Raw genomic sequence first — 15,418 nt, forward strand, 5'->3', positions numbered from 1 at the left:
CTCATGATTAAATTTTGATTAATTTTAATCATGATTAGCACCCTCTTATAATCTATATTGTAATCTCTATTCCATTTAAAATTACCATAAGAAACTTTGAAAAAGAACTTTCGAAATCTTTAACATTAGATGGAATTCCACTTAATTCACTGGCCTTTTTTTGCACATCGTTAATAATTGTTGCTGGATACACTCCAACTGCATATTTCATTTGATATTCTATAAAAAACTTCAATTGCTCTTTACTCATAAAAGGGAAAAACCTTTTAACTACTTTTTTGGTTCTCGTAAAATCTTTATGTATTTGCTTTTTAAATGCTGCTAATTTTTCTGCTGACACGTTCCTTGCAATTATGGTATTTAAAATACAAAAAAGTTCTATTATTCTTTTGTGCCTATATAAAAGCTCTGACCAAAGCTTACAAAACTCCTCAGCACTTAATGCATCATACTTATCGAAAAACTTCACTACTTCCTTAGACCAGTTTTCTATATCTCCTGAAATTATTAATAAAAAAATTTCTTCTTTTGTAGACACGTATTTATATAAATTAGCACGACTAAAGCTTAGCTGTTTAGCTATTAATGCGAGTGTAATTTTATCATATTGAAGGCTTTCATATAAATTTATTGTAGCATTTACGATTTCACTCATTCTGATATTCTTTTGCTTATCGCTGCGTGCACGTTGAAATTGCATATTATGCTCCTCACTTTTATTTTTTTATTAAATATATCAAATTTATGTTATATTGACAAGTGACACAGTGTAATTTATAATAAAATAAGTTGCGCTGTGTTACTTATTTTTTAATTTAATATTCTAACTACAGTCATAGTAATGGATTTATTAGAGTTACTATGTTTTTTTAACGCAAAAAATGAATGGAGGATAATGGATGGAAGAAACAAACAAAACTTCGTACTGGCCAATGATGATTGCAATATTTCTAGGATCTTTTTTAGTTAGTTTAGGTACTAGTACTATTAACCTAGCTTTACCGTTTTTAATGAAATCTTTTAGCGCAAACTTAGATACTGTAAAATGGACACTTACTGGCTTCATGCTAGCTATGGGAACTATGGCTCCCCTGACCGCCTATTTAGGAGAGCGTTTTAGCTATAAAAGAGTTTATTTAACTTCTATTGTTGGTTTCATACTCGCTTCAATACTATGTATATTTTCAATAAATATAACAACACTTATTATTTCACGTATTATTCAAGGCGCTTTTAGTGGTGTGATTGTGCCTGCAACCATGGCTATAATCTATCAAGCTGTTCCAAAGAAAAGACAAGTATCTGCAACCAGTCTTTGGAGTATGGCATCAATGCTTGCACCCGCTATCGGCCCTACTTTAAGTGGTTTTTTAATACAATATTTTAGTTGGCAGTCAATATTTATAATAAACATACCTATAGGACTTATTATTTTAATTTTAGGTTTAAAATATATACCATACTTCAAGTTAAATGTTCCAGAGTCTTTTGATTTCAAAGGTTTTGGCTTTATTGTTTTAGGAAGCTTGGCTCTTCTAATAGCCTTTAGTGAAGGTGGTGTTTTGGGCTGGACATCGTTACCTATAATATTTTCCTTAGCTATTGGAGTAATACTTCTTGGAATCTTTGTTTATAGATCATTATCCATGGATTCCTCAATTCTTGATTTATGTGTATTTAAATATAAAAAGTATAGTTTTAGTGTAGTTGTATATTCAATTGTAATGATGAGCCTTTATGCTGGAACTCTTTTAACACCTATTTTCTTGCAAAATCTTCAGCACATGTCTGCTTTAGATTCAGGAATAATTTTGCTTCCAGCATCTTTGTGTATGGCACTGGCAATGCCTATTGTAGGAAAATTATATAATAAAATAAATTCACGTATAATAATTATGACTGGAATATTATTAATAGCTCTAGGCTCCTTTGAACTTACACATTTGACAGTTACTACTTCTAAAGCCTTTATAATAGTTTGGATGATAGTTAGAAACGTGGGAATCTCATTTTGTACAATGCCTGTGACCTATTCAGGAATGACAGTACTTCCAAAGGCCATATCTGGACATGGTTCTTCAGTTAACAATTGGCTAGCCAGACTTGTGAGTTCACTTTCTATGGCAATATTTGCTTCCCTGCTTACCTCAAGAGCTTCCATGCACGTTACCTCACTTATAAAATCAGGTAAAGCACATATAGTAGCTCAAAGTACGGGGTACGTAATGGGAATAAACGATGTGTACTTTGTTTCTTTTATAATAATACTTATTGCATTACCTTTTAGCTATTTTTTAAATAATAGAAAAGTAAAAACTAGAGAAACTAGTAAAGAAGTAGCTTAAAGTTTAAAACCACATTTCTAAAGTAAGTTAACAACTTTAGAAATGTGGTTTTGTTAAATTCAGGGTATCCTTTAATTTACATAAAAAATAAAAGATAGACCACATTTTATATATGATCTATCTTTTATTTTTTTAAAAGTTAACAGTATAGTTGGAGCCAAAGTTGTTATCCCAATATTGTACTCCATTTACCTCATATACCACAGCAAATTGAACTTGCTTTGTACCTTGTGGTACCGGTTGACTTATGCCAAATTCAGTTTTTTCGTTATTATGATTAGCAACTACATCAGTATAGGTTTTCCAATTATCTGTAGTATAACGTACCTTTACTACTCTATCACCATCAATATTTTTCACATCTACATTTGTTGCAAAATAATTGTTGCTGCTATTGATATTTCTGTAGGTTTTTACATCATGCACATAAACAGATGATAGTCCATAAGCACCATCAACATAGTTCTTTCCATTATTATTATCCCAATATGTTTGTCCATTTACTTCGTATTTAAAACAATATGTTATAGGTGGTCCAAACGATTCAGAACTTGAAGGAGTTTTAAATTTCCAAACCTCGTAGTTATCACTCGGATTTGTTTTTACATAAGCGGCAGGAGAATCACTCCAGTTTTTACCACCATCAAGAGAATAGTGCACGTACACATTTTTTTCAAAAGCTAAATTTCGAACTGCAAGATAACCCTCAACATGACCTATGGAATACTCGTCATCTGTAATTCGCTGAGAATAATAAAGTTGGATTGGATTAGTATCAGCTTTTGCGTTAGGCACTACACCAATATTAATGATGAAAAAGGCAGCAACAAAAGCAATAAGAGTAATAATTTTTCCTGCTGATTTGTTTAACTTCATAGCATAACCTCCTAAAATTTATTATAGGTGTCTGCAACTATTTTAACCGTTGATTCACCTATAGTCTCATGTTCAAATACAGTATGACACTACACAAAATCATTTTCAATTTACATAATAAACCAAATCTCCCAATGTAAAGGTGTACATTTACATTTTTTTAGTTTTATGTATTTTTTTCACATCACTATTTACGACTTTAAAACTCAATACTACATAAAAATCCCCCATAGAAGGAGGCTTGTTCTATAGGGGAAAGCATTGTTCTATAACTTATTAATCTTGTTCTACATCTTGTCCATTGGAATTACTAGATGAACTCCAAAGGATTATATCATAGGTGTATCCAAACGCAACCAAATGAGCATATAACTTTAAAGCATTGATGTCAAAAATTATTGAAGCTCCAACAATTTGATCAATACTAGCTTCTAATCTAGTATTATTTTTATCTATTCTTCCATTAATTATATCAACACTGCCTACAAATGGTATTTGAACACTAACTCTTAGCTGAAAATAGGAGTTCAATATAGTTTGAGGATCAATATAGAAACTAACTTCTATTTTAAAAGGACCTATATCTATACTTTGTTTTACAGGATTGCTTGTCCAATTGGTAGAATATATATCCTCTAAAAAATCCTCATTAGCTAGGTTATACAAACTTGATACGTTTTTAGAAATAGCGTACTCCATAATAAATCTCCTTTTATCCTTAGTGAATAGTATATAGCTTGTACACTACATACCCAATACATATACTATTCTAATTGCCTGCAATATGTGAACAAAATATATTAATAATTAAGTTATAGTAAAATTGTAGAAGAAATAATAAAGTGGATATAAAAGTTTCAATTGGTGTTTTCTTTTATGGTTCTCTGTGTTAACATAATAGTATTTGCATTAATTAAGAAGGCAGGTGACACAAATGAATTCTAGAAAGAAAAGCATTATTGCCTCACTAATGGTTGCCATGTTCTTAGGTGCTATTGAGGGAACGGTCGTAACAACAGCTATGCCAACCATTGTTAGGGATTTAAATGGTTTTGATAAAATCAGTTTGGTATTTTCTGTGTATTTATTAACTTCAGCAATTTCTACGCCAATCTACGGCAAAATAGCTGACTTATATGGACGAAAAAGAGCTTTATCTACAGGAATTATAATATTTTTACTTGGAAGTGCTTTATGTGGTATTTCCTCAAATATGTACGAGCTTATTTTATTCAGAGCTCTTCAAGGTATAGGTGCAGGTTCTATATTTACTGTTTCATATACAATAGTTGGAGATGTGTTTTCCTTAGAAGAAAGAGGAAAAGTTCAAGGCTGGATAAGTTCCGTATGGGGTATTGCAAGTTTACTTGGTCCTTTCATAGGAGGCTTTTTTATTGACTATATGTCTTGGAACTGGATATTCTACATAAACCTTCCTTTTGGCATATTTTCTTTAGTACTTCTTGAAAAAAATCTAAAGGAAAAAGTTGAAAAAAAGAAAACCCCTATGGATTATCTTGGTATAGTGACCTTAACTTTAACCATAGTAATATTTTTACTCACTATTTTAGGTATAAATGAAAATACAAAAATTTCTTCAGCTAAAATAATATTACCTATGCTTGTTACTGTTCTTTTATTGTTTGTATTTTACTTTATTGAAAAAAGAGCTAAGGAACCACTAATTCCTTTTGACATATTTTCTAAGCAGAGTAATATTGTAAATATAATAAGCTTTCTCGTGTCTGGAATCCTTATAGGAACAGATGTATATTTACCTATATACATACAGAACGTTTTGGGCTATAGTGCTACAATTTCAGGGCTTTCCCTTGCATCAATGTCTATATCCTGGATACTATCTTCTTTTGTGCTTTCAAAAGCCATCCAAAAGTATGGAGAACGTCCTGTGGTATTTATTTCAACCCTCATTACCTTAGTAAGTACAGTACTTTTTTACACGTTAACTGGTAATTCTCCTCTTATTTTAGTCATTATATACGGCTTTATAATTGGCTTTGGCTATGGAGGAACCTTAACCACTCTCACAATAGTAATTCAGGAAGCTGTTTCTAAGGATAAGAGAGGTGCTGCAACAGGGGCAAATTCACTGTTGAGAACCATGGGTCAGACTATTGGTGTAGCAATTTTCGGAGTTATTTTTAACTTGAATATTGCAAAATATTTATACAAACTTGGAATTAGAGGAATAAACGTAAACAGCCTATACGGCTCAGGAAACGTACATACCGGTATTCCATTGGATAAAGTTAAGGCATCTCTTAATTTTGGAGTCCATACCCTATTTTTTATACTGATACTAATATCGGTTATATGTACTATTATGTCTGTGATGCTTTCAAACTCACTAAATAAGAAGAAAAATATGAGGTGATTTTATGTTTAAGGACAATAGATTTGTGGGTACTGTTTTAACCTGCATTCTAATAGCCTTTTTGCTCTCTATTACAATTAAAAGATTCTTTATAACTAAAGATCCTCTTACGTTTTTTTACATAGGAGTTTTACTCGTAGTACTTACAGCTAATATTCTTTACTATAAATGTGATGTATAAAAAACTGCTTTATAAGGTATTGTATCTTATAAAGCAGTTTTTTTATCATAGCCTTATATTTTATTTAAAAACTCACTGATGACTTCATTAACTCTCTCTGGTTTATCCTGATTTGAATTATGAGCTGCATTAGCTATAATCTTCAAAGTACAATTACTATCTTCTCTTTCCCACTTTCTCATAATCTTTTTAATGTTCCCAAGCCTATCATCTTCTCCGCAAATTAAAAGCACAGGAACACTCATCTTAAACTTGCAATCTTCATGAAGACACTTAATAAGTTCTGTCATAATATCAATAAATTGCCCTTTACTAATATTTTTAAAGCATTCCACAATATAATCTTTTGTAGACGCCTCATTGCCAGATGCTAAAGAACTTGCTTTTATAAGTAGTTTCCATGGGTATAATTTAAATAAGATTCCAGAAGTCTTCAAAGACAATTTTTCTATAGTTTTTAGCTTTGCTGTATTTTGACTACAATCAATTAATATAAGACCATACACCATATTAGGATAACGATAAACTATTTCCTGAGCGAGATTTCCTCCCATTGATTGTCCTATGAGAATCGCCTTATCAATATTGTTAACCTCATACAATTTTTTAACATCACTAATCACATCCTCCATTACAAACTTTCTTCCGTTTTTTAACTTGGAGGCACCGTGACCACGTACATCTAAAAGTATTACGTTATAACTAGCTGGTACTACTTTAAGCTGAGCCTTAAACATATTATGATCAAGCCCTGCACCATGAAAAAATATTACCCACTTATTTTCTTGCCCTTGTATATACCAGTAATGAACTCCACAATCCAAATTGTAAAATGTCAACTCTTTCATTATTTATCTCCTAGATTTAAATTTATAAATTAAATTCACTTTATCATTTTAAATAAGTCTTTTAGTCTATACATTCCGTTTTAGCTTAAAATTATTCGTACTTACAAAAAACACTGCTAATACTTAAAGATTTAAAATCTTCCCCTAATGCAATTAAAGATATTTTATCACCTTCCATAAACTTAGCTGAATTAATCATATCCTTTAAGTTACGTATAGTATCAACATCTTCTATATGACCACCATAATAGTTTTTATATAGTGTTCCCAGATTACCTAAATACTCTTTTTCAAGTTTCTCATTAACACTCTGGCCTATTATAAATTTTGAATTTTTAAACCATGGTTCATATTTCTTAAAGTGTTTAATTAGTTGATTAAAAGACTTATACATAATTAAACGTATTTTCATTTCATCATATTTATTTCTTTTAGCTTTATTAAAGTTTTCATAACAATACCAACTAGTATATCCTCCAGAGATTGAAAAAGTATCAACTATTTTAAATCCCTCCCCCTTATTGTCGTCACCTATCAGCATTATAGCTGCTCCATCTCCAACTATAGTAAAGCCAGTATACCTATCTTTACTTTTATCTAAAAAGGCTGGAGAAATAATAAGAGAGTATGCTCCTTTTTCAGTTCTATTTATACAATCTGCCATTCTTATAGCTTGAAGCGTACTAGCACATTGTTGGTTCAAAACCATTACAGCTGCATTAGATAACTTATATTTTTCTTGTAAGTAATACGGTACACTAACATAATCATTATAATTGTAATTGTCATAACTTGTATAGAAAATATTTCTTATCTTGCAAGGGGCTACATCTATTTTTTCAAACATCTTAGAAAGCATAGCTGAAAATATATTTATAATATCATAATCTTTTTCAACAGCAATTTCACTCAACTTAGTATCCCTTATATATTTATTTGCAGCTTCAATAACATCTGATGAGGAATTTTCTAATAAGAAACTCTCTGAGTTTAAAAGTATATCTTTTGCAGAAATTATATTAGAAGGTATGTAATAATCAGCGTAAAGAATTTTAGACATAAAATCACCCTTTCCTTAGCTATACCTGGCATGTTCATATATCTCTTCCATAATATTTACACGTTCATAAGATTGTCTTAAATACATATTATATATATCCTCTTTACTTCCATTAATAGCTTCCATAAAAAATCTTAACTGATTTACATAGTAATTCTGTGGATCAAAGGAATACTTCTTAATTGAGCCATCTTCCTTAACCTCAATTGAAAACTTAATTTTATAATTTCCTAAACAAGCTCTAAAAAAATCATGTACTTTTACAGTTGCCTTTTCAAATTTTAATATATGTTCAACCTTATACGGTAATTCAAAGGAGGCAATAAAACTACTTTTCAAGCCCGATTTATATTCTGCATTAGCATTAAATGTCCAATCACAATTATTAGGTCCATCAAATTTTGAACTTCCCTTATAGCTTTCAGGTTTAGCTCCTGTTATAAACTGCAAAAATTGCAGCCAGTAACAACCTAAATCATAGAACGCACCGCCGCCCCTTTCCGGAAATCTTCTATAATTATTTTCATTACTGTTTTTTAATATGATACATATATCAGTTTTAACTTCCTGAAGCTTTCCATATTCAGCTGAACTAACCATATCCTTAATAGCTAATTGCCATGGGTGATGCTGTATAGCTAGTCCCTCTAATATTTTAATATTCTTTTTTTCATATTCTTTAAGTATTAAATCAAATTCATCTGATTTTAAGCACATAGGTTTTTCTACAAGGACATGCTTATTTGCATTTATAGCCTTTAATACCCATTCAATATGCAGATCATTTGGTAAAGCAATATATACACAATGGATATCTTCACAATTCAATAAATCTTCATAGCTATCAAACACTCTATCTATTTTATATTTTTTAGCATATTCATCAGCTTTAGACCTTTTCCTGCTGGCAATACCGTAAATACATAGATTATCTATTGCCTTTGCTGGCCCTATTATTGCTCTTGGCAGAATAGTTGAACAACCTATGATTCCCATATTTATAGTTTTAATAATTTTCACTCCCTTTTATTTGCCGTTTAAGTATAAAAGATTACATTTTGAACAAATTGGGCTTATTCCTGAATTTACAACTTCCCTAATGCGTCCATACTGTTCACTGTGCCATATTTCTGAAATACTTCCATCTTTAATGTTTCCAATAGTAAACTCTGAAAAATATTTGCAAGATGAAACAGAACCATCCGCAAGAATATCCATCCTAGTTGATACCGCTAAACAATTTCTACATTTTAAGCTTTCAACTTCAGCTCCAAAGACAAAACTTTTAATATCCTCAATATCTAAATCTGGTTGAAATCTCACTCTTATATTCCAAACCTTACTGCATACTTTCTTAACTTGTTCTTTTAGATTTTCTAAACTTTCTGGACTAATCTTATATTTAAAACAGTGCCAACTTTTATTCTTCTTTTTATTTGCTTCTTCTAGCCAATAAAAGTTATCCTTGAAGTACTTGTCCATTTTACATGCTGTTTCTTCTGATATATACCAAGGATAAGCCAAAAATACCATGTCTACTCCCAAACCTTCAAAAAACTCTACTAGTTCATAAAGCCTGTCACAAATATTGTCGTTAATTACTGAATGAATAGAAATCTTTCCCTTATAAATACCTTTTCTCTTTAAATCTATAAGCAGTTTTACTGATTCAACTACCTTTTTAAAATTCCCTTTTCCTCTTATTAAATCATGAGCTTCTTCAAAACCCTCAATAGGAATAAGGAGCTCTAAATTATCAGATATCTTTATTAATGAGTCTAAGTTATTATCAAACATTAAGGTATTAGTACAGATAGCAATTTCCCTTGGATCTTGTACAAGCATATCGGCTATTTTATCAAATTGCTTGTGACATAAAGGTTCTCCTCCCCACAAATATAATCTCGACTTTAATTCTTTTGTCTCGTTAAGAATTTTTTCAAACAGCTTTAAATCTATATCCCTTTGCTGTTCTTCTTTATCCATATTCATGTGATAACCTTTTTTGCCCCATTCGTAACAATGTTTGCACCTTAAATTACAATTATTTGTGATCTTAATCCCTACAATATCAGGTAATTTTGTTGCATATCGTGGATTGTTTTTTCTTTCTTTTAACGGAACCGATATGTTTCTTATTGTTCTTTTTAAGGTATTTAAATCTTTAGCCTCATAACTCACTCTTGTCTTTGGCTGCATAATTTATTTCACCTGACTTTCTGCTTTTCCTATTAGTCTATCTAGATAATCGTCAACATAATTAACAGCATTATTTCTCTGCTTCACCAAATTATCATGCATAACTTTTAATATATCTAATTTAAATCCAAATTCCTTCCATGCTTCATACCTTATCCCAAGTCCTAAATGTTCCCATAGGTCTGCATTAACTTTTTCATGATGACCAAATGGTTCAAGTAAAATAATAGGTGTTGCTGCGGCTAGTGAATCTATAAGTGTTCCACCTCCTGGCTTACTAATTACTGCCTTAGCATTTCTTAAAACATCAAAGGATGAATGATATTCTTCTTTGCTCTCAAACCTTTTAGGCACATTGGGCTTTACCTCTGAAAATGGTGGAAATATAAAGTTATTGCCTTCCCAAGCTCTCCAAGATGGGTCCATCATAAAATATCTATGTTTATTTTTCCCATCTTCAATCTCATCTTCACTGTATGCTGCAATATCAAGCTTTAAATTATTTTCTTCTAACTCATGTATCTTTTCTTGATAAGTTCCCATTCCCCAACCACCACCATGAATCATAAACCTATTCTCTCTTTTTTCAAAAGGTATAGTTTCTCTTGATCCTACAGGTAGATAGTATGGTATTTCTTTTTTCCTTGCATCAAACAGGAATACTTCGTCATAATTTTCTGAATAATTAGCATTGTATTTATTAAGCCCTTTCCACGATGGTGAAGGTTCTGAATCTATATATAATATTTCTGCATTAATGGGTTTATTATTTATCCTTTTTCTATATTCATCTAAAATATATATCCAATGACCAGACATTACAATGAAATTTCTTCTCTCTTCTCTTTTCCAAGTATCTAATAATTGTTCTATCCTATCACTATCAATACTTTTTCTTATATCCCAAGGCATCCTTTGAGCAACAAGTGCTACAGAAAAATTTTTATGATAAGTCTGCTTACTTAATAAAATCTTATCGCGCTTATCTTTAATGATGTAGCTTTCAAATACTGCTACCTCTGAATCTACTCCTCTATTTTTCAGACTGTAATTAATTATTAGTCCAGGAACATAAAATCCTAATCCAAAACCTGAACATAATATTGTAACTTTATTACTCATAGTACCACCACCCTTTCAATTTAAAACATTTATTCCACTTTTATTTAGTAATTGAACTAAAGCATTAAGCGTGTCTTCCTTTTCTTCTTCATTTTTATATATAACAGCTAAATACAATCTTCCCTTATAATTTTTTATCCTTTGATTTTTATCTAAATATCTATTAATAAACAATGTATTTGAACTTAAAGGAATCACTCCCTTACTACTGCCGGGTTTAAAAAGCAATGCCTTCTCTTTCATTTTACTAATGATTTGTTCATAGGATATATCAGTTGAAAAAGTTACATTATAAAATGTAAAGGCGCATTGAAGTTTAAAATTAGAAACATACTTGTCAATGTTATGTTTTATAAGACTCATTGATTTTCTTGCATTTATTTCAACTATAGGAACAATATTACCACTTTTTAGAAGCATAGAATCAACACAAACATCACCATAATATCCATCGTTGTATAACCTTTTAGATACTTCTTTAAGAATAGAAAAATACCCCTTTTTGCTAATGAATTCAATAAATTCTTTACTAGGAGTATACGAACCATGATATGAGCTTCCTATATTTCTTACCTCTTGTATAGATAATAGCTCCATATCACCAGACCTATGAATAAAAAATTGGCACGAAAAATCTTGTTTCTTTTCTAAAAAAGGTTCAACTATAAATTCTACTGATTTCCCTAACCTTTCTTGTGATTTTATATATTTAGCTATCCTCTGAAGAATCCCTTCACTAGAAATTACTAAATTTCCTTTCCCTGATACCCCAAAGGAATCTTTTATAATAATTGGGGACTTTCTTAAATACTTTGCTCCTACCTCGTTTAGTTCTTCTGATGAATTAATTATTTCAAAAGAATATTCTCTATTTAATTCCCTATTTATATTGGAAGAATATATTTTTGAATTTACTCTCCTTATAATATTAATTTTGGGAGAATCAAATGCTAGTCCATATTTTTCGCTTATTTCATTTGATTCAGGAAGAACTGCAAATGCAGACAATTCTGAACTTTTCTTTAATAACTCTTTTACACCTGAACAATCATAACTTTCCAGTAAGAGCTTACAAATATTTTTATTTCTCTCTTCCTTCAAGACATCATTTGTTAAATTCATATAATTGCATGAAAAGGAAAATCCTATACTTTTTAAATATTCTCTTTGTACTAGATCTATTTTATACCTTGTTATTAAAGTATCTCCTGTGGAGCATAAAACAAAAAGCAGTTCATCCATTGATTTAATTATGTTTTCCGCTTGATTATCAGGGATTTGTGGCAGTTTTGCTAAAGCATTATTTCTCCAATATTTTTCTGCATTAAATTCTCCATAATAAACGCATTTTTTCACCTGCCATCACCTCTTTGAATTGATGTACTTAGCTAGTGAATCTATTGATTTTAAACTATCCATATCAAATTCATCAAAGTCAATTTGAACATCTAATTCATCCTCAATTTTTAAAATTATATTAATCAATTGCAATGAATCAATATCTATTTCATTAAGTAAATCTTTAGATTTTTCAATTTTTTCTTTTAATGAATCATCCTCTTTAACCTGACAAATTATTTTTATTAGTTTCTCTCTCATAATATTTTCTCCTCTCATTTTGATAAATTGTATACTTACACAACTTTCAACTTATACCTCCTTTAAAACAATTTTACAACTTTAAGCCCACCACAAGTCAATGTATTTTTTGTATTTTAATGAATTATTTTACAATATTAACATGCTATTCACACCATGTACATTATTTATACATATTAATAACAATAAATAGTAACGATTCATTTATAAAATACAATAAAATAAGGAGCTACCGTTAGAAAAAAACTCCAATAAACTAACAAAATAGCCCCTTTATATTAATATTTAATCAATTCAACTTTTAATAATCATATACCTTCATAGAATTAAATTTTTTTGTATATTTAAATCTTACTTACACAAAATAATCCTAATTATGTCTAAGTCTAATAGGAGGTAATCCCTTGTTTTTATCATTAATTCCTGCACTAATTACAATAATTTTAACTTTTAAAACAAAAAAATTAATTATATCCTTATTTGCAGGTGTTTTATCTGGAACAATTATACATAATGGGCTAATTGGAGGAATTACAGCTATAGGTGAATACACCATGCGAGCAATAAGTGATAAAGAAAGTGCTTACACTCTATCCTTTTTCATTGCATTTGGTTCTTTAGCCGATTTAATACAAATGGCAGGAGGAATTTCAGGTTTTAGCGATATAGTTGGAAAGTGGATTAAAAATGAAAAAAGTCTTTTATTATGGGCTTGGCTTTTAAGTCTAATAACCTTCTTTCACAGTTCTTTTCATACCATTGCTGTAGGTACTGTCTTAACGCCTTCTTTAAAAAAGCTAAAACTCTCTGGCGAAAAGCTTGCTTTCATACTTTCAGTTACAAGCACTCAACTAATCTTGCTTATTCCCATTGCAACCTCTTACCTAGGCTATATGGTGACACTAGTTACAAATAATATAAAGCATAAAGGCATAAGTGAAAAAGCCTATTCCATATTAGTAAAAAGCATCGCTTGGAACTTTTTCCCTTGGGCAATGCTTATTATAGGTATCGGTATAACTCTATTTGGTCTTGGCTTTGGCAAACTTAAACTAGGAAAAACAGATGAAAATAATACAGAACTTACAAAAGGCCATATTGAAAAGGAAAAAGCCTACAATACCTCTATTGAAGAATATCCTGAAGACAGCAAAAATTTAATCATTCCCATAATAATACTTCTCTCAAGTACTATCTTCTTTTTTTGGTGGACCGGAAGACCATATGCAAAAGGCTTTATAAATGCTTTAGCCTTTGCTAAATTCAATGTTTCCATATTTTCTGGAATTATGCTTACTTTACTTTTAACTAGCTTATACTATATGTACCAAAAAATTAGTATTGCAGAAATAGAAGCGCACATTATACGCGGAGGAGAAAAGGTTCTTTCTTTGGTTATGATATTAATCTTAAGCTGGGCATTGACATCCATAACACAGGATTTAGGAATTAATAGCTTAATAAATGGACCTTTTATTAGAAGCGTACCCAAATTTTTAATGCCTGCCGTGCTTTTTATAATTAGCGGACTTGTAGCTTACGCCATGGGATCTTCCTGGGCAACCTGGGCTCTTATGATGCCTTTAGCTATAAATTTTTCTATTAATTCCTCCATATCAGTTCCTCTTATGGTAGGTACTGTTTGGTCTGGAGGCGCAGTTGCTGATGTTATTTCTCCCTTAGCTGCAAAAATGGCTGACATTTCCTATGGAGAACATTTAACAACATCTTTTCCATATTTAATTTTAGGAATAGCAATTACTATAGTGTCTTATCTTATTGTTGGGCTAAGGATATAGTGCCTATTTTCAAATAAAACATAGTCCCTTTTCTACCTTCTTTCTTCCGTATATTTTCCTTAACTAAAGAATAGATTTAAATATATCTATTTTGTGAGGCTATATATGAAAAATGAAAATCATTGTCCTATGACCGAAGAAAAAAAAGCCACTTCAAAAACCCTTGTAAATGAAGCAATAACACTAATCAAAAATAGAAATGCAAAAAAGCTAAATGCCATATGGCTTGAGGTTACAGGGTGCTCTGGAAATATTATTTCCTTTTTAAATAGTGAAAATCCAGATTTAAATTATGTATTAAATCAGCTTATAAACCTAACTTATAATAACACCTTAATGACTGCTGAAGGAGAAGCTGCTTTTGAGACTTTTCTAAATACCTTAAACACAGAATTTATACTTTTAGTAGATGGAGCTGTTTCTGCCAAAGAAAATGGCCAATATAATATTGTTGCCCACTACAAAGACAAGCGTATTACAGCACTAGAAGCAGTAAAAATGGCAGGAGAAAAAGCAAAATACGTACTAGCTGTAGGCACCTGTGCTTCTTCCGGTGGTATTTCCGCTGCAAAACCTAATCCTTCTTTAAGCAAAAGCATATCGGAGGTCATAAATCACGAAGTTATAAATCTTCCAGGATGTCCTTGTCATCCCGATTGGGTAGTAGGAACACTGGCTCATCTAGTAGCATTTGGAAAGCCTGAACTTGATGCCTACAAACGCCCCATTTTATTTTATGGATCAACTATTCATGACAATTGTACAAGACGAGGATATTTTGACCAAAGAATATTTGCAAAAAAGTTTGGTGAAAAGGGCTGCATGTTTAAATTGGGCTGCCGTGGTCCTGTAACGAAAACAGATTGTCCAAGAAGAAAATGGAATGGCTATGTTAACTGGCCAGTTGAAGACAATACAACCTGTATAGGCTGTGCCAATTTCAATTTTCCAGATGGCATGGAACCATTTATAAGATACTAATTTTTTAGGAGGC

General features: G+C 30.8%; 15 protein-coding genes. 5 read left to right on the plus strand and 10 right to left on the minus strand.

From position 1 onward, the window contains the following. Positions 1-52: 52 nt before the first annotated feature. A complete protein-coding gene (locus CA_RS19845) occupies positions 53-700 on the minus strand; it encodes a TetR/AcrR family transcriptional regulator (protein ID WP_010890811.1) in 648 nt (215 codons plus the stop codon). Positions 701-899: 199 nt separating this feature from the next. Here CA_RS19845 and CA_RS19850 point away from each other — a divergent pair, with 199 nt between their 5' ends. Further along, the gene (locus tag CA_RS19850; protein WP_010890812.1) at positions 900-2,345 is read left to right on the plus strand and encodes an MDR family MFS transporter; all 1,446 of its coding nucleotides are present in this window, start codon (positions 900-902) and stop codon (positions 2,343-2,345) included. A 132-nt stretch (positions 2,346-2,477) separates the two neighbouring features. Here the strand turns inward: CA_RS19850 and CA_RS19855 are convergent, their stop codons facing one another. Both CA_RS19855 and CA_RS19860 read right to left on the minus strand, forming a co-directional pair. Further along, on the minus strand, positions 2,478-3,221 hold the full coding sequence (locus CA_RS19855; RefSeq protein WP_010890813.1) for a carbohydrate-binding protein: 744 nt from the start codon (positions 3,219-3,221) through the stop codon (positions 2,478-2,480). Positions 3,222-3,497: 276 nt separating this feature from the next. Further along, entirely contained in the window at positions 3,498-3,920 is a 423-nt protein-coding gene (locus CA_RS19860; protein ID WP_010890814.1) for a hypothetical protein, read from the minus strand. A 235-nt stretch (positions 3,921-4,155) separates the two neighbouring features. Here CA_RS19860 and CA_RS19865 point away from each other — a divergent pair, with 235 nt between their 5' ends. Both CA_RS19865 and CA_RS19870 read left to right on the plus strand, forming a co-directional pair. Continuing rightward, positions 4,156-5,616 (plus strand): MDR family MFS transporter, encoded by a 1,461-nt coding sequence (locus tag CA_RS19865; RefSeq protein ID WP_014519112.1) that lies wholly within the window; start codon positions 4,156-4,158, stop codon positions 5,614-5,616. A 4-nt stretch (positions 5,617-5,620) separates the two neighbouring features. Next, a complete protein-coding gene (locus CA_RS19870) occupies positions 5,621-5,797 on the plus strand; it encodes a hypothetical protein (RefSeq protein WP_010890816.1) in 177 nt (58 codons plus the stop codon). A 53-nt stretch (positions 5,798-5,850) separates the two neighbouring features. Here the strand turns inward: CA_RS19870 and CA_RS19875 are convergent, their stop codons facing one another. The 7 genes from CA_RS19875 to CA_RS19905 form a co-directional block, all read right to left on the minus strand. Next, the gene (locus CA_RS19875; protein WP_010890817.1) at positions 5,851-6,645 is read right to left on the minus strand and encodes an alpha/beta fold hydrolase; all 795 of its coding nucleotides are present in this window, start codon (positions 6,643-6,645) and stop codon (positions 5,851-5,853) included. Between the two features lie 91 nt (positions 6,646-6,736). Continuing rightward, complete coding sequence (locus tag CA_RS19880) at positions 6,737-7,705, minus strand: hypothetical protein (protein WP_010890818.1); 969 nt, start codon at positions 7,703-7,705, stop codon at positions 6,737-6,739. A 15-nt stretch (positions 7,706-7,720) separates the two neighbouring features. After that, complete coding sequence (locus CA_RS19885; protein ID WP_010890819.1) at positions 7,721-8,725, minus strand: Gfo/Idh/MocA family protein; 1,005 nt, start codon at positions 8,723-8,725, stop codon at positions 7,721-7,723. Between the two features lie 6 nt (positions 8,726-8,731). Next, positions 8,732-9,904, minus strand: coding sequence for a radical SAM protein (locus tag CA_RS19890; RefSeq protein ID WP_010890820.1), 1,173 nt, complete (start codon positions 9,902-9,904; stop codon positions 8,732-8,734). 3 nt (positions 9,905-9,907) lie between these two features. After that, the gene (locus CA_RS19895; RefSeq protein ID WP_010890821.1) at positions 9,908-11,026 is read right to left on the minus strand and encodes a hypothetical protein; all 1,119 of its coding nucleotides are present in this window, start codon (positions 11,024-11,026) and stop codon (positions 9,908-9,910) included. Positions 11,027-11,041: 15 nt separating this feature from the next. Next, positions 11,042-12,382 carry an ATP-grasp domain-containing protein gene (locus tag CA_RS19900; RefSeq protein WP_010890822.1) on the minus strand — a complete coding sequence of 447 codons (1,341 nt, stop codon included), beginning with the start codon at positions 12,380-12,382 and terminating at the stop codon, positions 11,042-11,044. 6 nt (positions 12,383-12,388) lie between these two features. Next, positions 12,389-12,625, minus strand: a complete 237-nt coding sequence (locus CA_RS19905; protein ID WP_010890823.1) for an acyl carrier protein — start codon at positions 12,623-12,625, stop codon at positions 12,389-12,391. Between the two features lie 404 nt (positions 12,626-13,029). Here CA_RS19905 and CA_RS19910 point away from each other — a divergent pair, with 404 nt between their 5' ends. Together CA_RS19910 and CA_RS19915 are read left to right on the plus strand one after the other, a co-directional pair. Beyond that, entirely contained in the window at positions 13,030-14,424 is a 1,395-nt protein-coding gene (locus CA_RS19910) for a Na+/H+ antiporter NhaC family protein (protein WP_010890824.1), read from the plus strand. A 105-nt stretch (positions 14,425-14,529) separates the two neighbouring features. Continuing rightward, positions 14,530-15,405: a hydrogenase small subunit gene (locus CA_RS19915; protein ID WP_010890825.1), complete on the plus strand. Its 876-nt coding sequence runs from the start codon at positions 14,530-14,532 to the stop codon at positions 15,403-15,405. Positions 15,406-15,418: the final 13 nt, after the last annotated feature.

It is taken from the genome of Clostridium acetobutylicum ATCC 824 (assembly GCF_000008765.1).
Classification (GTDB): Bacteria; Bacillota; Clostridia; order Clostridiales; family Clostridiaceae; genus Clostridium_S; species Clostridium_S acetobutylicum.

What these genes read in the sequence shown, in the direction of transcription:
- CA_RS19845 (WP_010890811.1), bottom strand. Translation starts at nt 700, where the DNA reads ATGCAATTTCAACGTGCACGCAGCGATAAGCAAAAGAATATCAGAATG.
- CA_RS19850 (WP_010890812.1), top strand. Translation starts at nt 900, where the DNA reads ATGGAAGAAACAAACAAAACTTCGTACTGGCCAATGATGATTGCAATA.
- CA_RS19855 (WP_010890813.1), bottom strand. Translation starts at nt 3,221, where the DNA reads ATGAAGTTAAACAAATCAGCAGGAAAAATTATTACTCTTATTGCTTTT.
- CA_RS19860 (WP_010890814.1), bottom strand. Translation starts at nt 3,920, where the DNA reads ATGGAGTACGCTATTTCTAAAAACGTATCAAGTTTGTATAACCTAGCT.
- CA_RS19865 (WP_014519112.1), top strand. Translation starts at nt 4,156, where the DNA reads ATGAATTCTAGAAAGAAAAGCATTATTGCCTCACTAATGGTTGCCATG.
- CA_RS19870 (WP_010890816.1), top strand. Translation starts at nt 5,621, where the DNA reads ATGTTTAAGGACAATAGATTTGTGGGTACTGTTTTAACCTGCATTCTA.
- CA_RS19875 (WP_010890817.1), bottom strand. Translation starts at nt 6,645, where the DNA reads ATGAAAGAGTTGACATTTTACAATTTGGATTGTGGAGTTCATTACTGG.
- CA_RS19880 (WP_010890818.1), bottom strand. Translation starts at nt 7,705, where the DNA reads ATGTCTAAAATTCTTTACGCTGATTATTACATACCTTCTAATATAATT.
- CA_RS19890 (WP_010890820.1), bottom strand. Translation starts at nt 9,904, where the DNA reads ATGCAGCCAAAGACAAGAGTGAGTTATGAGGCTAAAGATTTAAATACC.
- CA_RS19895 (WP_010890821.1), bottom strand. Translation starts at nt 11,026, where the DNA reads ATGAGTAATAAAGTTACAATATTATGTTCAGGTTTTGGATTAGGATTT.
- CA_RS19905 (WP_010890823.1), bottom strand. Translation starts at nt 12,625, where the DNA reads ATGAGAGAGAAACTAATAAAAATAATTTGTCAGGTTAAAGAGGATGAT.
- CA_RS19915 (WP_010890825.1), top strand. Translation starts at nt 14,530, where the DNA reads ATGAAAAATGAAAATCATTGTCCTATGACCGAAGAAAAAAAAGCCACT.